General features: G+C 60.8%; 20 protein-coding genes and 1 pseudogene. 9 read left to right on the forward strand and 12 right to left on the reverse strand.

All coding sequences use genetic code 11. The features are described 5' to 3' along the window. The first annotated feature begins 4 nt into the window (after positions 1 to 4). The 3 genes from QEZ49_RS01770 to QEZ49_RS01780 all read left to right on the forward strand — a co-directional run bounded on the left by QEZ49_RS01770 (position 5) and on the right by QEZ49_RS01780 (position 4,073). Positions 5 to 964 carry a hydrolase gene (locus QEZ49_RS01770; RefSeq protein ID WP_280383630.1) on the forward strand — a complete coding sequence of 320 codons (960 nt, stop codon included), beginning with the start codon at positions 5 to 7 and terminating at the stop codon, positions 962 to 964. Between the two features lie 199 nt (positions 965 to 1,163). Next, positions 1,164 to 2,615, forward strand: coding sequence for a lyase family protein (locus tag QEZ49_RS01775; protein ID WP_280383632.1), 1,452 nt, complete (start codon positions 1,164 to 1,166; stop codon positions 2,613 to 2,615). Between the two features lie 105 nt (positions 2,616 to 2,720). Further along, positions 2,721 to 4,073, forward strand: a complete 1,353-nt coding sequence (locus QEZ49_RS01780; protein WP_280383634.1) for a dicarboxylate/amino acid:cation symporter — start codon at positions 2,721 to 2,723, stop codon at positions 4,071 to 4,073. Positions 4,074 to 4,255: 182 nt separating this feature from the next. On the opposite strand, the gene QEZ49_RS01785 is transcribed toward QEZ49_RS01780, so the two are convergent. The 3 genes from QEZ49_RS01785 to QEZ49_RS01795 form a co-directional block, all read right to left on the reverse strand. Further along, on the reverse strand, positions 4,256 to 4,696 hold the full coding sequence (locus QEZ49_RS01785) for a GAF domain-containing protein (protein ID WP_280383637.1): 441 nt from the start codon (positions 4,694 to 4,696) through the stop codon (positions 4,256 to 4,258). 89 nt (positions 4,697 to 4,785) lie between these two features. Beyond that, positions 4,786 to 5,271 carry a VOC family protein gene (locus QEZ49_RS01790; protein ID WP_280383639.1) on the reverse strand — a complete coding sequence of 162 codons (486 nt, stop codon included), beginning with the start codon at positions 5,269 to 5,271 and terminating at the stop codon, positions 4,786 to 4,788. Between the two features lie 19 nt (positions 5,272 to 5,290). Next, positions 5,291 to 5,824, reverse strand: a complete 534-nt coding sequence (locus tag QEZ49_RS01795) for an SRPBCC family protein (RefSeq protein ID WP_280383641.1) — start codon at positions 5,822 to 5,824, stop codon at positions 5,291 to 5,293. Between the two features lie 64 nt (positions 5,825 to 5,888). Between QEZ49_RS01795 and QEZ49_RS01800 the strand changes: the two genes are divergently transcribed. Further along, a complete protein-coding gene (locus QEZ49_RS01800; RefSeq protein WP_280383643.1) occupies positions 5,889 to 6,341 on the forward strand; it encodes a MarR family transcriptional regulator in 453 nt (150 codons plus the stop codon). Positions 6,342 to 7,447: 1,106 nt separating this feature from the next. Here QEZ49_RS01800 and QEZ49_RS01805 read toward each other — a convergent pair. The 5 genes from QEZ49_RS01805 to QEZ49_RS01825 form a co-directional block, all read right to left on the reverse strand. Continuing rightward, positions 7,448 to 7,795: a hypothetical protein gene (locus QEZ49_RS01805; protein ID WP_280383645.1), complete on the reverse strand. Its 348-nt coding sequence runs from the start codon at positions 7,793 to 7,795 to the stop codon at positions 7,448 to 7,450. Positions 7,796 to 7,898: 103 nt separating this feature from the next. Next, a complete protein-coding gene (locus QEZ49_RS01810; RefSeq protein ID WP_280383647.1) occupies positions 7,899 to 8,660 on the reverse strand; it encodes an ABC transporter permease in 762 nt (253 codons plus the stop codon). After that, the gene (locus QEZ49_RS01815) at positions 8,657 to 9,583 is read right to left on the reverse strand and encodes an ABC transporter ATP-binding protein (RefSeq protein ID WP_280383648.1); all 927 of its coding nucleotides are present in this window, start codon (positions 9,581 to 9,583) and stop codon (positions 8,657 to 8,659) included. Before QEZ49_RS01815 ends, QEZ49_RS01810 begins: the two co-directional genes overlap by 4 nt. A 48-nt stretch (positions 9,584 to 9,631) precedes the next feature. Further along, on the reverse strand, positions 9,632 to 10,366 hold the full coding sequence (pth, locus tag QEZ49_RS01820; protein ID WP_280383651.1) for an aminoacyl-tRNA hydrolase: 735 nt from the start codon (positions 10,364 to 10,366) through the stop codon (positions 9,632 to 9,634). 68 nt (positions 10,367 to 10,434) lie between these two features. Beyond that, complete coding sequence (locus tag QEZ49_RS01825; protein WP_280383653.1) at positions 10,435 to 11,076, reverse strand: 50S ribosomal protein L25/general stress protein Ctc; 642 nt, start codon at positions 11,074 to 11,076, stop codon at positions 10,435 to 10,437. Between the two features lie 488 nt (positions 11,077 to 11,564). Between QEZ49_RS01825 and QEZ49_RS01830 the strand changes: the two genes are divergently transcribed. The 5 genes from QEZ49_RS01830 (at position 11,565) to QEZ49_RS01850 (ending at position 14,777) form a co-directional block, all read left to right on the forward strand. After that, positions 11,565 to 11,978, forward strand: a complete 414-nt coding sequence (locus QEZ49_RS01830; RefSeq protein WP_280383655.1) for a Fur family transcriptional regulator — start codon at positions 11,565 to 11,567, stop codon at positions 11,976 to 11,978. Between the two features lie 470 nt (positions 11,979 to 12,448). Beyond that, positions 12,449 to 13,033, forward strand: coding sequence for a Plug domain-containing protein (locus QEZ49_RS01835; RefSeq protein WP_280383657.1), 585 nt, complete (start codon positions 12,449 to 12,451; stop codon positions 13,031 to 13,033). Positions 13,034 to 13,292: 259 nt separating this feature from the next. Then, positions 13,293 to 13,802 carry a hypothetical protein gene (locus QEZ49_RS01840; protein WP_280383659.1) on the forward strand — a complete coding sequence of 170 codons (510 nt, stop codon included), beginning with the start codon at positions 13,293 to 13,295 and terminating at the stop codon, positions 13,800 to 13,802. A 56-nt stretch (positions 13,803 to 13,858) separates the two neighbouring features. Then, a complete protein-coding gene (locus QEZ49_RS01845) occupies positions 13,859 to 14,269 on the forward strand; it encodes a TonB-dependent receptor (RefSeq protein ID WP_280383662.1) in 411 nt (136 codons plus the stop codon). Next, positions 14,205 to 14,777, forward strand: a complete 573-nt coding sequence (locus tag QEZ49_RS01850) for a TonB-dependent receptor (protein WP_280383664.1) — start codon at positions 14,205 to 14,207, stop codon at positions 14,775 to 14,777. Before QEZ49_RS01845 ends, QEZ49_RS01850 begins: the two co-directional genes overlap by 65 nt. 146 nt (positions 14,778 to 14,923) lie before the next feature. Here the strand turns inward: QEZ49_RS01850 and QEZ49_RS01855 are convergent. From QEZ49_RS01855 to QEZ49_RS01870, 4 genes and pseudogenes are all read right to left on the reverse strand, one after another. After that, positions 14,924 to 15,857 (reverse strand): annotated as a pseudogene (locus QEZ49_RS01855) (ribose-phosphate pyrophosphokinase). 317 nt (positions 15,858 to 16,174) lie between these two features. After that, positions 16,175 to 16,411, reverse strand: a complete 237-nt coding sequence (locus tag QEZ49_RS01860) for a hypothetical protein (protein ID WP_280383666.1) — start codon at positions 16,409 to 16,411, stop codon at positions 16,175 to 16,177. 328 nt (positions 16,412 to 16,739) lie between these two features. Beyond that, positions 16,740 to 16,877: a hypothetical protein gene (locus QEZ49_RS01865; protein ID WP_280383668.1), complete on the reverse strand. Its 138-nt coding sequence runs from the start codon at positions 16,875 to 16,877 to the stop codon at positions 16,740 to 16,742. Between the two features lie 391 nt (positions 16,878 to 17,268). Beyond that, positions 17,269 to 17,664: laccase domain-containing protein (locus tag QEZ49_RS01870; RefSeq protein ID WP_280383670.1), on the reverse strand; the 396-nt coding region annotated here is incomplete at its 5' end.

Consider the following 17,664-nt stretch of genomic DNA (forward strand, 5'->3'; position numbering starts at 1 on the left):
CACGATGTCAAACGATCGACACATCCGGACGTCGCTGCTTCGCTGCGGAGCCGTATTCACACTGTTGGTGGCTGGTCTGTTGTGCGCAGCGCCAGCCGCACATGCCACGGAAACCTGGTTTGATCCGAGCCAACAGAAAATGCCGTCGGGTGACGGTGTCTTCGAAGTTGACAGCGTCTCGCGCGGCCCGGTCACGATTTACACTTACCGGCCGCAGTCGGCATCAAGCGCCAGTCCTATCTGGGTTGTCATGCCGGGCACGCGCCGTGACGAACACAGGCACCTCGCATTCGACTACTACGACACCTGGCGCCCGCTTGCGGATCAGTATGGTGCCATTCTGCTGGTGCCTGAATTCACAGCCGAGAAATGGCCCGGCGCGTGGACTTACAACATGGGCAATGTGCGCAGCCCAAATCTGCAGGCGAAGCCCTGGCGCCAGACGAGTTTTTACGTAGTGGAAGAGGCGTTTCGTCTTGCCTCCCACAGCCTCGGCGGCCACAGGCAGAAGTTCAGTATGTTCGGCCACGGTGCCGGCGCGCAGTTCATCCAGCGCTATGTGATGCACAGCGGCTGCCGCCACATCGATCGCGCTGTTGCTGCTAATTCCGGCTGGTACATGATGCCGGAAAGCGGCTTCCAGTTTCCGTTCGGTTTGGGTGGTGCACCGATTGGTGATGCGACGCTTGGCAAGGCGTTTGGCTGCAATCTTACGCTGTTGCTCGGCACGAGTGACGTAAACTATGCACGCATGCGTAACGATCGCGATGCGCTGCGCCAGGGCAAGACCCGTTACGAGCGCGGACGCTTCTTTTACCGGCGGTCGCGGGATGTAGCGGCGAACATGGGGGCATCGTTCAACTGGCGTGTGCGTGAGGTTCCCGGAGTAGCGCATCAGGCTGACCGCATGGCGCCAGCCGGAGCGGCGGTGCTGGCCGGAGCGCGTGTTGCGAACTCAAACTGAAACCGTTTGAAGCGGCAGAAGGCGGATCAGGCATCGCACGAGTGATGAAGCTGTCAGCGAGCTAGCTACGTGCGGCTAGTCAAAGTGTTCGCCGGACGCATTCGAGGTCAAGCGCGGGCCGACGATCAAAGGGCATTCGAGCCATAAGCGAAGGACAACGGCAGATGACGAACTCCGTGTTGCGGATCTCGGAGGACTGATGAACTACAAATTGTTTAGGTGCGGTTTTGCAGCATTTGTAACGGCTGCGTTTGCGACTACTGCTTTCGCAGAACAGCATGTGCCGGCGCCGGCGACGGTGCAGCAGGTATTCAGCACGACGCAAACCCATCAGTATGTTCTCGACATCGAGGCAGCGATGGCGCGCGCGCAGGCGGCGCACGGCGCAATTCCACAGGCCGCAGCTGATGCCATCACCGCCAAGGCCGATGTGCGCTACGCGCCTGCTGACGAGATCGAGCAGGAACGCAAGCTCGTCCAGCATCGCATGGTCGCGCTTCTCAATGTGTGGCGCCGCGCCATCGACGCCGATGCGCGCCAGTATGTTCACTACGGGGCGACCACCGTCGATATTTACGACACCGCACTGGTATTGCAGTTGCGCCGTGCGGGCATGCTGCTGCTCGGCCAGCTGCGCGAGTTTGAGCTGATACTGATCGACACCGCGCGCGCGCATCAGGGCACTATCATGGCAGGGCGCACTCTGGGCCAGCACGCCTTGCCGATCACGTTCGGTAAAAAGGTCAGCACGTGGCTTGGCCAGAACCGGCGTGATATCGAGCGTTTGAAGCGTGTGCTCGCCGATCTTGATCGGTCAGCGATCTTGAAAGGTGCGGTTGGCACGTATGCAGGGCTCGGCGCGCAGGCGATGGAGATCGAGCGCTCGTTCGCGCGTGAACTCGGGCTGGCCGATCCATACCCTGATGACTGGCATGGCAACCGCGATGTGTTCGCCTCCTATGCGCTGACGCTAGCCCTTGCCAGTAAGCTATACGGTGCCATCGGCCAGGAGCTGTTTTTGCTGCAGATGACCGACATTGCTGAGACCAGCGAGTCGCGTGCCTCAACGTCGGTAAGCAGCAGCTCCATGGCGCAGAAGGTGAACCCCAGCAAATCCGAGGCGCTGATTCACAGTGCGCGCACCATCCCGCGACTGGCCGAAGTCGTGCTGGACGATGTGGTGAATTTTTTTGAGCGTGACAGCACGGTCGGACCCGATGTTGCGCTCAGGGAAATCTCAATCCAGATGGAGACGACGATAGCCACCGCCAAGCGGTTGATCAGCACGCTGCATGTCAACAGCACCGCGATGCGCGAGAACCTTGGACGCACCAAGGGCTTCATCATGACGCAGCGCGTGGCATTCGCTCTGGCGCCGAAGATCGGGAAGGACGAGGCGGACGCGCACCTGCACGATCTTATTCACGCGGCGCTTGAAGCCGGCATCGACTTCCGAACGGCCCTGCTGAACGATCCGGTGGTTGCGAAGCTGTTGTCCGCCGAAGAGATCGACACGCTGTTGGCGCCGGAGGGATATGTTGGGCTGGCCCGCGAAGAGGTGGACGCGGTGATCGCCCATGTCGAGTCGATGCGCGCGAAAGATCCGATGTTGCAGGATGAAGCGACGGGTGCTGTCCGAATTGGTCGCTGAAATAATCGCCCAGTGATGCATGGAAAGACCGCAATAATGGGGGTTTCCACAATTGTCCTGCGATTGCTCTGCGCTTTAAATCCTCGAAAGCCTTTGGGGGGAACAATGTCAGCGCGCGTAGATGCAGCAGGGCGGCAACCTTTTTACAAACTCCTGTATGTGCAGGTCATCGTTGCCATCGTGCTGGGGTTTCTTCTCGGCTGGCAAGCGCCGGAAATCGCCGAAAGCCCGTGGGTGAAAGCGCTGGGTGAGGGCTTCATCAAGCTCATCAAGATGGCGATTGCGCCGATCATCTTTTGCACCGTTGTTTCCGGCATCTCGCACATCGAAGATGCACGCAAGGTTGGACGTGTCGGGCTGAAAGCGCTGATCTATTTTGAAGTCGTCTCTACAATCGCACTGGTTATTGGTCTGTCGGTTGGCAACTTCGCCCGTCCCGGAGATGGTTTCTCGGGGGCAGGCGACGCGGCAGCGGTTGCAACCTACGCCGAACGCGCCGAAAAGCAGTCAACGGTTGATTTCGTTCTGCACATCATCCCGGACAGCCTTGTTGGAGCATTTGCCGATGGCGAGATCCTGCAAGTGCTGCTGATTGCGATCCTGTTCGGTTTTGCGCTCATGGTTATGGGCGAGCGCGGACGCAGCGTTCGCACGCTCGTCGATGACATGGGGCATGCCTTCTTCGGCGTCATCGCGGTTATCATGAAGGCAGCACCCATCGGCGCCTTCGGAGCAATGGCCTATACTGTCGGGAAATACGGTCCGGCTTCTCTGGGTAATCTTCTCGGCCTGGTGCTCACCTTTTACATCACGTCGGCGCTGTTTATCGCGGTGGTTCTCGGCATCATTGCGCGCCTCGCCGGCTTTTCGCTGTTTCGCTTTCTCGCCTATATCAAGGACGAGATTCTCCTTGTGGCGGGCACGTCGTCGTCGGAAAGCGCGCTGCCACAGCTCATGGAAAAGCTGGAGCGGCTGGGTTGCTCCAAGCCCGTTGTCGGCCTTGTCGTACCAACGGGTTATTCGTTCAACCTCGATGGCACCAATATTTATCTGACGCTGGCGACGCTGTTCATCGCGCAGGCGCTCGGCGTTGAACTATCGCTCGGCGATCAGCTTGTGATACTCGGCGTCGCGATGCTGACGTCAAAAGGAGCGAGCGGCGTAACCGGTGCGGGGTTCGTCACATTGGCGGCGACGCTTGCGGTTGTGAACCCGGTGCTGGTGCCGGGCATGGCGATCGTTCTTGGCATCGACAAGTTCATGAGCGAGTGTCGGGCCCTCACGAACTTCATCGGCAACGGCGTCGCGACCATTGTCGTCGCGGCCTGGGAAGGTGAACTCGATCGCGAGGCGCTGGCAAACGGGCTCAAGCGCAGGATCGATACATCGAACGTTGAAGAGGCTGTAGGGGATCTTGACGGTGCAATCGAGCTGGAGAATGTCGGCCGTCACGCCTAAAAAATTCGGGTCAGCGGTACGGACGTCTTCCAGCGCGGCCCGCGTGCACAGGCCGCCGCCGACGGCCCTTGTCCTGAAAGGGCAAGAGCTGCCGGCATTTCATGCACGCGCCTGAACTTCTAAATTACGTGACGTCATATCGCATCACGAGCATATAGCTTCCTGTGTCGGCAGGGCCCGATCTAAACGCGTAGGGCCGCGAGTTTACGGCCTTCTTCCTGTAGACGCGCAATTTCGTCGGCAGTGAAAACCCGTTCGCTGCGGTTGGCGACGCCAAGCGCGCCTACAACCTTTTCGCCGTTGAAGATTGGCACCACAATGGATCCGGCCAGCCCGGTTGCTTTTGCGCCGGGGCGAACGTCGCCGGATGTGTCGGTCTGGATGTTGCAGGCATCGACCGGCTGCGCGCGCTCAACCGCAAGACCAGCCATGCCTTTGCCGACGGGAATGGTACGTATGATCGCCAGCACCTGCTCCGGCATGCCAGCGCTCGCTGCCGCGAGGTGCAGCATCCCGTCGTCGGCGATGAAATGGATCGTGCCGGAATCGGCCGCGAACTCCCCGATGATACGGGCCAGATTGTTGTCGAGCGGATTGGGGGGTGCGGCTGCTTCGGTTGACACGGGGGTGGTCTCCTTGCGCGATTATGCAGGCATGACTGTATCAACACAGGCGCGCACGGCAAAGCTGCCCTATCAACGGTGCCGAACGATTACTTCTCCGCGCCTGCAAACGCAGCTTCCAGCGTTTCGATATCCATTTTGACCATCTGCATCATGGCCAGTGTCGCGGCGGCTGCGCCCGCGCCGCCCTTGGCGATCATGTCGCCCAGGCATTTCGGCGTGATCTGCCAGGACACGCCGAACCGATCCTTCAGCCATCCGCATGCAACGGGCTTGCCGCCGTCGGCCAGCAGACCGTCCCACATGCGGTCGATCTCATCCTGCGTGTCGCAGATCAGCATGAGCGAAATGGCATCGTTGAAATCGTGATGCGGCCCGCCTGCAAAGCCCATCATCGGCGCTCCGGCGAGCGTGAACTCGACCAGCTTCACCGTGCCTGCCGGGCCGGATGGCGTGTCGACCGGCAGTGTGGAGATGCGCGTGATGGCCGAGTTCGGCACCACGGAAGTGTAAAGCCGTGCAGCTTCCTCGACGTGGGCGGAATACCAGAGACAGGGGACGAATGAGATGGTCATGGGATGCAAATCCTCGCAATCAGGCGGCTTCAGCGATGGCTTTGAGATCGGTCAGACCTCGGTCGAAATCGCGCGCCAGCATGCGGTCGCAATCGACGAACAGTGAGAAGATCTTGCCGACCAGCGATTGCTTGCCGCTCATCGCCCAGGTGACCTCAGTTGCGTTGTCGGCGGCCGGACGGAGTGTGAACTCGACGCGGTTGTCGACGCTCATCGGTTTCGTCATGCGCAGGCGCATGCCGACCTTGTCCGGCGCGCTGTCGGTGACGCTGAGAGAGCCGGTGCCGTTATTGCCAGCGAAGTGATAGGTCGCGCCGGGGCCGGCATCCGGACCGCTGTAATGGCCGGTGCCGCAGGCTTCGCTAAGCGCATACGGATTCCAGCGGTTCATTTGCTGCAGATTGCTGATCAGTCCGTGCAGGCGGCCCGGCGACGCTGCGATGGCCATGGAGCGGGCGGCGTAAAATTCGTCCGGCCGCCTTGCTGCGATGAGCAGTGCCGTCGCCACCGACGAAAACACCGCAATGAGCAAATAAATCAGTATCTCCGGCATGGTATCGCCCCTATGTCTGACTAAGCAAAATTGACAATGAGTTGATATCAACATAACGAGAAGCATGTCAACCAACGACGAAGCACTGCCGTTCAATTTCACGCTGGAGGTGCGCGACCGCTGCCTGTGTCTGCATGTGCAGCGGGCTGCACGCGCACTGGCGCGTCGCTTTGATGACGTGTTGCGCCCGTTCGATCTGACCAACGGCCAGTTCTCGTTGCTGATGTCGTTGAACCGGCCGCAGCCGCCGACGATCGGTGAGATCGCACAATTGCTCGCAATGGATCGCACAACGCTGACCGCAAACCTGAAACCGCTGGAGCGGCGCAAGCTGTTACTCATCGTGGTCGATGAAAAGGATCGCCGCAGTCGTCGGCTGCTGATTACGGATGCGGGGCGCAAGCTGCTGGGAGCTGCGATCGATGTATGGCGCCGCACGCACGATGAAATCGATGCGCTGCTGGCAGGACCACCCGAGCAACTGCGGGAAGAACTGATGCGGCTGACTGAGGCCTGAGCCGGTGTATTTCTCTGGCACCGGCGACTGCGCTCCGCGCAGCCGGCCGCCGGTGCGTGATTGTCCTCTCGCACGGGGGGCGAGAGGACATGCGTCTCGGCTGTGTTGGCGATAGCGCTGCAGGTTGAATGTCGAATAGCTGGCCGGGCTTGGCAGGCGGTCTCTGCCCGTCATCGCATCGGCCAGCGCTTCTCCGATGTTCGTTTCCGGCTCGGCGCTCTTCACACCGATAACGATGAACGGCCGCTGCCAGCTGGTGCCACCGCTTTCGCAGTCGGTGCACGGATCGCGATACTGGCCGAGGTTCAGGGTCCAGATCGGCACGTTGCTGGGAACGGCGTTGATCACGAGCTGCGCGGCGCGCTGGGCCCGGAGCTGGGCGCGGGCGGTTTCGTCGGCGGCATTGCCTTCCTGCGATGCGGTGCCGACGGCAATGACTTCGCGTGTGTCAGCCAGCGCTGTCCGCACTTCATCGTCAAGCACGGCACTTGCCGTCTGATGGCGCGGAATGATCTGGCCGTCCTTCTCCAGCGCATCGGAACTTCCGACGACCCACAGGAAGCTCTTGTTCAGCACCACGACGTCGAACGAGCCACGGCGCCCCGCCTTGTCATGGCCGTCAATCGCGAACACGGTGGAGTTGGTGGTCTGCCGCACATCCGGCAGCGACGCGGTCTCAAGGCCGTTCCACCACTGGAAGATGTCGTGGCGCATATTGTAGGTAACTGCCGCGCCGGTTCCCAGCACCAGCACCGAAACTGCTGCGTTGGTCTTCAGCAGGCCAAGCAGCCAGCCTATGCGGTCAAACCATCCAGCACCTCGGTCATAGGTGCGATAGCCGCGCCAGAGCCAGCCGAAGAAGCCCTTGCGACGTTTCTCATCCTGGGTAGCGATGGCCGTTGCTGCGCCCGCAGCTGCCAGTGCAGCCGCACCCGCAACGGGCCGTTCCACGTAACAGAGCATCCAGCCGATGACGAAACCAACGGCAAGCGCGCCCGCAGCATAGAGGGGCAGATTGGCAATCAGTTCCTGCATCACTCAGCTTCCTGTCCGTGGAAGATCACTTGATATGGTTTGGCCACGCATTTTAGTCGGCGTCAGCGCGATCAGAAATTGACATTGCGGATGACATAGCCGGTCGCGAACGCGATCGCTCCGGCCATGACGATATAGGGCAGCACGGTGACAAACTTGCCCAGCAGCTCCACGAAGGCGTGATAGAGCGCGACAACGCCCGTCCACAGCACCTGCGCCGCCTGATACAGAATGTAGGCTATGGCCGCCATGGCGACGATCAGCACCACGATCTTCCAGATCGGCAGGGCCTGAATGTCGGACGAGAAAACCGAAAAGATCTGGCCGAACGACCACTTCCAGATGATCTCAAGGAAATTGAAGATCGCTGCGACGCCCTTCTGCAGCAAATCAATGATGGAATTGACTAGGTCGGCCACGTGCCCCTCCATGCGGTCGATCGATGGTCAGGGCGTAATGTGCCCCCCGTTTCGGCTGCACAGTGAACCGGCGCCGTTGCGGGCGCAAGGCGAGAGCGGCAAATCAGGTCTTGAGACGGTAGCCGGTCTTGAAAATGCGCCACACAATGAGAAGCGAAAGCAGCAAAAACCCTACCGTCGCCCCCAGGCTGGCGTAGATGTTGACGTCGGACACGCCGAAGAAGCTCCAGCGGAAGCCGCTCACCAGATAAACAACCGGATTGAACAGCGTCACCTTCTGCCAGAACGGCGGCAGCATATCGATGGAATAGAATGTGCCGCCCAGGAAGGTGAGGGGCGTAATGATAAGCAACGGAATTATCTGAAGCTTTTCAAATCCATCAGCCCAAATGCCGATAATAAAGCCGAACAGGCTGAATGTGATTGCCGTGAGAACAAGGAACGTCAGCATCCAGATCGGGTGCGCGATGTGAAGATCGACGAACAGCGCCGCCGTGGCCAGAATGATGAGCCCCAGCACGATGGATTTGGTGGCCGCCGCCCCGACGAAGCCGAGCACGATTTCAAGCGGTGAGACCGGAGCCGACAAAAGCTCGTAGATCGTACCGGTGAAGCGCGGGAAATAGATGCCGAACGCAGCGTTGGAAATCGACTGCGTGAGAAGCTGCAGCATGATCAGCCCCGGCACGATGAACGCGCCATAGGCAATGCCGTCGATTTCGGCGATGCGCGTGCCGATGGCCGCGCCGAACACGATGAAATAAAGCGACGTCGACAGCACGGGCGAGACGATGCTCTGCATCAGCGTGCGAACGGCGCGTGACATCTCGAAGCTGTAGATTGCCTTGACCGCGTAGAGGTTCATCGGTTGCTCCGTACGAGGTCGACGAAGATGTCCTCCAGCGACGATTGCGTGGTGTCGAGGTCCACGAAACCGATACCGGCGTCGCGCATGTCATTCAGCAGCGTGGTGATGCCGGTGCGCCCGGCGCGGGTGTCGTAGGTGAAGGTGAGCTGCTTGCCGTCGGGCGAAAGTTCCAGGTCGTAGCCGGAAAGTCGCTCCGGCAATGCCGTCAGCGCCGCGTCGAGCTGCAGAATAAGCTGCTTCTTGCCGAGCTTGCGCATCAGTTCGGCTTTGTCTTCGACCAGTATCAACTCGCCACGCGTAATGACGCCGACGCGATCGGCCATCTCCTCGGCTTCTTCGAGGTAGTGCGTCGTCAGAATGATGGTGACGCCGGTTGCGCGCAGATCGCGCACCACCTGCCACATGTCCTTGCGCAGCTCCACGTCGACGCCAGCGGTAGGCTCATCGAGGAACAGCACGGTCGGTTCGTGTGAAAGCGCCTTCGCGATCAGCAAGCGCCGCTTCATGCCGCCGGAAAGCGTCATGATGCGGCTGTCCTTTTTCTCCCATAGCGAGAGCGATTTCAGGATTTTCTCGATATAGGCCGGGTTCGGCGCCTTGCCGAACAGGCCGCGACTGAAGGCAACCGCATTGAAAACCGTTTCGAAGTGGTCGGTCGTCAGTTCCTGCGGCACCAGGCCGATCATCGCACGGACGCGGCGGTAGTCCTTGACGATGTCGCTGCCGTCCACGGTGACGGAGCCGGTCGTCGGATTGACCAGCCCGCAGATGATCGAGATGAGCGTTGTCTTGCCCGCGCCGTTGGGGCCGAGCAGGGCGAAGATTTCGCCGCGACGGATGTCCAGATCGACATGCTTCAGCGCCTGGAAGCCGCCAGCGTACGTCTTGGACAGATTTTTGATTGATATGATGGCGCTCATGGCGGGGGAATAAGCACTCGCTGGGTTACGTTCAAGCCGTGCGCGCAATCATTCCTTGTCGCCGCGTCCCGCAAGCCACTTCTTGAGGTTCTCGGCGAGAGCATTTGCGCTTTTGGAAGCACGGTCGCCTGCAGGATGACCACCACTTGCCTTGCGCGGCGGCTTCGGTGCGGGCTTGGGCTTCTCAGCTGGAGCCGCTTCCGCTTCGCCAGCGCCGTCCTGCATCTTGAGGGCGGAATGCGATAGAAAGCGCGCCGCGTCACCCTTCGCTAGCCATGGCGCCGCATCGGCCATCGCGTCCAGCATCGGATCGAGCCAGTCGTATTCGACACGGGCGAAATCGTGCAGCACGTAGTGGGCGACAGCGTCCTTCGATCCGGGATGACCGACGCCAATGCGCACGCGCGCGTAGTCATTGCCGAGATGGGCGCTGATGGAGCGCAGCCCGTTGTGTCCGGCATTGCCGCCGCCGGATTTCACTTTGAGCTTGGCCGGGGCGAGGTCGATCTCATCGTGGAAGACGCTGATGTCTTCCAGCGGGATCTTGAGGAAGCGCGCAGCTTCGCCAACCGAGCGGCCGCTTTCGTTCATGTATGTGGAGGGCTTCAGCAGCACCACGCGTTCACCGCGCAAGGTGCCTTCGGATGTTTCGCCCTGAAACCGCTTGCGCCAGGGGCCAAAGCCGTGCGCCTCCGCGATGCGATCGAGCGCCATGAAACCGACGTTGTGGCGCTGGCGGGCATATTGCGCCCCGGGGTTTCCCAGTCCGACGAACAGCTTCATGGGGATCCTTCAGGAGGCGGGCGGGGCGGACGACAAGCACAAGGCCCGTTCGTCCGCCCGACCTGATCTTACTTCTTCTTCTCGGCAGGCTTGGCAGCGCCCTTGGCAGGTGCAGCCGCAGCAGGAGCTGCTTCGGCTTCTTCCTGCTTGCCGGTGCCGACAACGGTGGCGAGCGTGAAGTCGCGATCCTTGATCGTCAGTTCGGCGTCCTGCGGAAGCTTAACCGTCGAAATGTGGATCGAGCGACCGATTTCCACGCCTTCCAGATCGATCTCGAACACGCTCGGAATGTGATTGTACGGGCAGATGACCTCAACCTCGTGACGCACGATGTTGAGAACGCCGCCGCGCTTCAGACCCGGAGACAGTGCTTCATTGATGAAGCGAACAGGAACCGCAACGCGAATACGGCCATCCTTGCCGATGCGCAGCAGGTCGACGTGCAGCGGGATATCCTTGACCGGATCGAGCTGCAGATCGCGCGGAATGACGAGCGACTTCTTGCCTTCGCAATCGATCTCAAGGACCGTCGAAGTGAAGTGGCCCTTCTGGATCTGCTTCCACAGTTCGTTGAAGTCGAGGGAAATGGTGTCAGGCGCTTCGCCAGCGCCGTAGATTACTGCTGGTACATTACCATCACGACGAGCTTGACGTGCGGCCCCCTTGCCTGCACGTGGGCGCGCCGTGGCTTTCATCTCGATGACTGCCATGGACGTGTCTCCAAATAAGAATAGGGCCTTGCGGCCCATAATGCGGCGCGGCCTCCAAGGGTGCCGGGCGCCGTCTCACGCTTTAATGCTTGAGATGGCGCGGTTTATAGCTGCGGCGGGGCGGATTGGCAATGCACTGGACGCCGGCAGCGCGGCGGTTGGGCCTGATGGCGGTCGCTGCAACCCGTATCGGCGATGGCAGGCGAAGGCCACCCGACACCGGACGGCAACTTGAACATCGTTAACCATGATGGCTCCAGCCGGCTCGCGAGGCCGATCGGGTGCCGTTTTGCAGGTTCTGTCACGTTCGGCCAGCCTGAGCCAGCGCAGGATGTGCATGGATGCCACCCGCCTTGCCGCGGCTGCAAAATGCTCCCACCTGTGGTATGGAAAGCAGGAGTTTTTGCTTTGTCAGCCGCTTGGCTGCCCCCGCAAGAGGAAGCCGGCTGATCCGCCTTGGGGCGGCCTTCCGCAACTGGGATTTTTAAATGACCCGCAAAGTCGTCAAGCGGCGCTCTGCCACCGAACAGGACAAGCTGATCTCCGACGCCCTGCGCGATGTTGGCCGCCTGGTCAGCGCCTATGAGCTGATCGACGAACTGCGTGACAAGGCCAGCCTGGCGCCTCAGACGGTCTATCGCGCCCTGGATCGGCTGATCGCGGATGGGCGGGTCCACCGGCTGGAATCGATCAACGCGTTCGTTGCCTGCCGCCATCCCAGCCATGAGGGCACGGCCGTCTTTGCCATTTGCAGCGATTGCGGCACCGTCACGGAGTTTGACGAACCGGCCGCTGTTGAGCGTCTGTCCGGGTGGGCGCGAAAGGCCAAGTTCGCCATTGAGCGCATGACGCTGGAGTTGCGTGGACGTTGCCGCGAATGCACCGCGCGGGCGCCGAGCTGAAACCTCGGCGTTAGCCAGCCAAATAAGCCAGCCAATAATCGCGACTTTGCGCTTGTTTCTGTGCCGGCGGATGACGTCGCTCGGCGCACGACCGCTGATTTCTTTTATGTACGTAATGCGGCCCGTGCGGCCGCTTCTGGCTTGGCCTCGACGCATCGCATTGCGATACATATATGCGCCACGCCCGGTTCGGCCGACTTCCCGCCGTGTGCAGATCGCGTCAAAGCATCAGGACCTACAGTATCTGCCAGCACGACGGGGCCTGCGCCCAAACGTCGGTGATGCAAATGCGCACCGCTTCCTCGTTTCAATGCGCTGGGTATCTCGCACCCTGAGAGGCCGCGCTTGACGAGGGTTAATTCTGGATAATATAACATCCACCAGTAGGCGTATTGGGGGCGTTTGTTGTGAGAGTATGCGTTGCGTGGAGCGTCGCTGCGGCGATGCTTGTGAGCGGTGCTGTGTCTGCCATGGCGCAGTCAGCGGGCACCGAAGAGACGGCGGCAGGCGGCGAGGCGTCATTCGATCTGCCTGCTGTTACAGTCACCACTGCCAGTCCGGTTGTGAAAGCCAAGCCAAAGGCGAAGCGCAAGAGCTCCGCATCAACACCGTCGAGCGCTGCGCAGGCGCCGGTCGAAGAAATAGCGGCGCCGGAATTCCAGCCGTTGCCCGGCTCCATTGTCGATGCCGAAACGTTTGCGTCCATCAGCGTTGCGACTGCGCGAGAGTTTGAAGCCGTTGGTGGCGCCACGATCACCGACACGCTTCAGCATAAGCCAGGCGTCGCCGGCAGCACGTTCGCACCCGGTGCCAACCGTCCGATCATTCGCGGCCTCGACAGTTATCGCGTGCGTACGCAGGAAAACGGCATCGGCACGCATGATGTGGCGGCCATCTCCGAAGATCACGCGATCCCGATCGACCCGCTCGGCGTTGACCGCGTCGAGGTGGTGCGTGGGCCAGCAACGCTGCGCTATGGCAGTCAGGCGATTGGCGGTGTTGTTGCCGCCGAGAACGAGCGCATTCTTCACCGTATATGCTTCAGGGAGGCCTGAAAACGCGCATTATTGGCGGTGTTTCATCCGTGGATGAAGGCGCGGATGGTGCGGTGAGCGTAACGGCGGGCACCGCTGGCGTCGTGATCCATGCTGATGGCTTCAAACGGTCGGCGCAGGACTATTCATCGCCGCGCGGACGCGTGCACAACAGCTTCGTTGAGATGGAGGGCGCATCGGTCGGTGCCTCGCTTGTCGGCACCGATGGCTTCTTCGGCGTTTCACATACGCACTTCGCCAGTGTTTACGGTGTGCCCGGATGGAAGCCGATGAAGGTGTCGATCCGCGCATCGACATGGAACAGAACAAGTTCATGGCGAAGGGCGAATGGCGCGTACGAAATTCCGGCATCGACACTGTACGCTTCTGGTTCGGTGCGTCCGACTACAAGCACTCCGAGTTCGCCCGCCACGCGCATGACGATGACCACGACCATGATGACGACGATCATGGCCACGACCACCATGACGATCACGACGAAGATGGCGTGACGCCATTTTCGCTTGGTTCGCGCTTCCTCAACCGACAGCAGGAAGGGCGCATCGAGGTGCAGCACCTGCCGTTCGTCAGTGCGCTGGGTGAATTCTCGGCGCAATCGGCATCCACGTCGATAACCGGCGCACCCGTGGCACTAGCTTTGAAGGTGAATCGCTGCTGGAGCCGGTGCACACGACCAGTGTGGCTGCGCCCGGAGTTCGAAGAAGAACTGGCTGTCACGGGCGGCAGCTTACCTGCAGGCGGCTGCACGCATCGAGCAAACAACCGTTGATGGCAACCTTGGCTGGGGGAAGAGTTCCACGGTCATCTGCACGGTGACCACGGTCATTGCTCCATGCGCACACGTTCTCGGGCGAGCGTGAGTGCGCGCCCGGTCTGCGCGCAGTGCTCGGCATGCTCTACAAGCTGCCGTTCGACACCGTTGCGCGGCTGACCGGATCGTATGTCGAGCGCGCACCCGATGCTGCAGAGCTGTTCTCGAAGGGCATGCATGAAGCGACGCGGGCCGTTCGAGGTCGGCAAATCCGTTTCTCGATCTCGAAAAAGGCAACCACCGCTGAAATCGGTTTGAAGAAGGCAACGGGTGCATTCCGCTTCGACGCCTCGGCCTACTACACGCGTTATAATGGCTTCATCTTATCGCGCGTTGCAGGGGTTGCAGTGCGATCCGGTGATGAGCGGTGGCGAGTTCAACTGCGTGGCGAGCGGTGGCGGCGGCGGTCATCATCACGACGATGACGACCACGGTCACGGCGAACACATGTCGGACCTGGTCTATTTCCAGCAGCGCGACGCGACGTTCTATGGCGCCGAACTGGCGTTGCAGTACGACGTTGCGCCGATCTGGAACGGCATCTGGGGTGTCGATGGCCAGTATGATTTCGTCCGTGCGCGCTTTGCGGGCGGAGAGAACGTGCCGCGCATTGCTCCGCATCGTCTCGGCGGCGGCGTCTACTATCACGACGCGAACTGGTTTGCCCGCGTTGGCCTGCTGCATGCGTTCGATCAGAACGAGATCGGCCTGAACGAGATCGAGACACCGGGATATACGCTGGTCAACGCCGAGATTAGTTACACGACGACGATCGATGTGTCGGCGAGGGGAGCAACGAAAGCTCACGTTGGCGTGCGCGGCGAGAACCTGGCCGATCAGGACATCCTGAACCACAGTTCGTTCAAGCGGCGCGAAGAGGTTTATCTGCCGGGCGCATCGGTGCGCGCCTTCGGTGTCATCAGTTTCAACTGACCTATCAGTTTCAACCAAGGCACGAATTTCAAAACCAACTATTCCTGACTACCCACCTGCAGCAAGAAGAAGGCCGGGCAGTTCGCTGCACCGGCCTTCTTTGATTCATCGATTGCGCATCGCACGGCGGCTGCGCCGGAGTCCGCCTAGCAGAACAGGCTCGACACGCTTTCCTCGCGCGCAGTGCGCAGGATCGCTTCGCCGATCAGCGGCGCAATTGAAACGACGCGGATGTTCTTGGCCGCCAGCACCGCAGCGGTCGGCTGAATTGAATCGGTGATGACCAGCGACTTCAGCTTCGACGCCTGAATGCGGCTCACAGCACCGCCGGAAAGTACACCGTGGGTGATGTAGGCCATCACTTCAATGGCGCCGTGCTTCAGCAGCGCTTCGGCGGCGTTCACTAGCGTGCCGCCGGAATCGACGATGTCGTCCAGCAGGATGCAGCGCTTGCCGGCAACGTCGCCGATCACGTGCATCACTTCGGACTCACCGGGGCGATCGCGGCGCTTGTCGCAGATGGCAATCGGCACATCCATGCGCTTGGCCAGTGCACGGGCACGCACCACACCGCCGACGTCGGGGCGACACATCCATCAGGCTGTTGCCTTTGCTGTGTTCCTGGATGTCGCGCACGATGACCGGAGCGGCAAACAGGTTGTCAGTAGGGATGTCGAAGAAGCCCTGAATCCGCCCTGCGTGCAGATCGAGAGTCATCACACGGTCGGCGCCTGCGCGCTCGATCAGGTTGGCCACCAGCTTGGCCGTGATGGGCGTGCGCGCGCCGGGCTTCCGGTCCTGCCGCGCATAGCCGTAATAGGGCACGACAGCCGTGATGCGTGCAGCCGAGGCGCGCTTCAGGGCATCGATGAGAACCAGAAGTTCCATCAGATTGTCGTTTGCCGGGAAGGAGGTCGACTGGATCACGAACACGTCCTGACCGCGGACGTTCTCCTGAACCTCGACAAAGATCTCCATGTCGGCAAAACGCTTCACCTGCCCCTCGGTGAGAGGGAGCTTCAGGTGTGAGCAGATCGCTTCCGCAAGAGGGCGGTTCGAGTTCCCGGCAACAATCTTCATCGTCAGCAAGCCTGCGGCCGTCAGGTCGCGGATCGAAGGGCATATACGCCTCCACAGCCGTTCGCGGGCGCTTCTAACAAGAGGGCCCCTCGCGTGCATCCGGCGAGGGCCCGCCAGTGTGTCGAAATTTTGACGCGGCAAGCGTTTGCGTCAGGTTAGCTCGAGCTTGTCCGCTGGTTTGGCTGCGGAAGAAGCTTAACGATCCCCTGCGCCGCTGCCGCAGCCGCCGCATCAGCCGTCTGGCCCCAGGCGCCGTCGAGCGAGCCCTGCGGAACCTGATCTTCTCGGCGGAGACAGCGCCCAGCTTGCCGTTCGGGTCAACTACGGTCCAGTCGATGCTGATCGGCTGCTTGCCGCCATTGGCTGCACCCATGACAACCCGGGCCTTCCACGGCATAGGTGCCCGGCACCCGTGCATCGGACAGAGCCACACCGCTGCGGGTCAGCTCACGCTGGATCGCCGTGCGCAGTGCCGTGCTGCCATCGCCCGGAGCACCGGTTACAGCCGGCACCGTAGCGCGAACCGGTCCGGCCGCTGCGATGCTGCCGGTCACGGCAGTTTGCTGTCGGCTGGGCGTAGGAGCCGGCGGTCGCAGAAGCCTGCTGGACCATGCCACCCGCAGTTCCGGCTACCATCGCGCCCGGCATCCAACCGGAAATCGACGTCACCGTCTTGCTGGTGATGGTCTGCACAACGTTTGGCGAGACCGAGTTCCACGGATCCTTGCTCTTGCCGCTCGGCGCCGTTTCCTCGCCGCTGACACGGTGAACAGCCTTGCTGTTCGCGTCGGCGACGTCCCAGATATAGGAAATCTTGGATTTGTTGCCCTTCTCGATCGAAGAGACAACATGGCCGCGGAGCGTATATTCCTGGCTCTTCTCTCATCCGGCGCTTTTTGCAACGCGGATATTGCGCCGTTCGAGATCGGCGATCAGCTGATTGCGCAAGTCGCTCGACACGCTCTCGGGCGGACCGATCACGGGCGCGACGGCGAACTGAGCGGATCGCGACATCGCCATCGGCGGCGGGCTCGCGACCGACGCTGTTGGTGCTTCGCCTCCGGAAGATCCGAAAAGCGAAGTCAGCGGATTTGCCGTTTCACAGCCGGCCAGGCCAGAACGGCCGCCCATCCTGGGCGATCAGCGCCAAGACGTAATTGGCTTTTTTGAATGCCAAGCCGCAGCAGCATCAAAGGTCGTCACGGTGACGCTCCCCCGTTGAGTACTCGCTGTGTGTTCCGGCGGCCGACGTACCAACTTTGCGACCTTGAACTCCTTAATGACCGGTACCCCTCTAAGATCTGTCTAACCAGTCACTTTCAGCGCGTCCAGATCGAATCCGAGCATTCGTCGATTGAAGCGCCAAACCCTAGGAGAAACGGAGAACGCCACTGTGGATTATGCAATTAGGTCACGACAATGGCGGAGATTTGACGGCCGTAATCACCCTCGGAACGGTGCTGAGAACGCCTAAAGCTGAAAAATCTGCGATTCTGTTGACGTAGGTGCATGGGCTCTGGCGTTCGATTTGAGCGAGCCCGAGTTTATCGAGTTGCGATACAACAAAGCCGGGCAGATCGAAGTGTGCCTTTGAATTTGGTTCAGCGCGCGCCAAAAAGCGGCTGCTGTCAGCGCAACCATCGAGTAGGGCTGCTTCGAAGTCCGGTCCGACCTCGTAACGATTCTGGTTAATGCACGGCCCGGACAGCGGCGATGATGCGATCGCGACGGGCGCCGAGCTTCTCCAGGCTGTCACACGAGTATGGAAGTCGTTCTTTAACCTTAGCAATACGTAACTGAACGAAGT

The organism is Hyphomicrobium sp. D-2 (genome assembly GCF_029872155.1).
Lineage (GTDB): Bacteria > Pseudomonadota > Alphaproteobacteria > Rhizobiales > Hyphomicrobiaceae > Hyphomicrobium_A.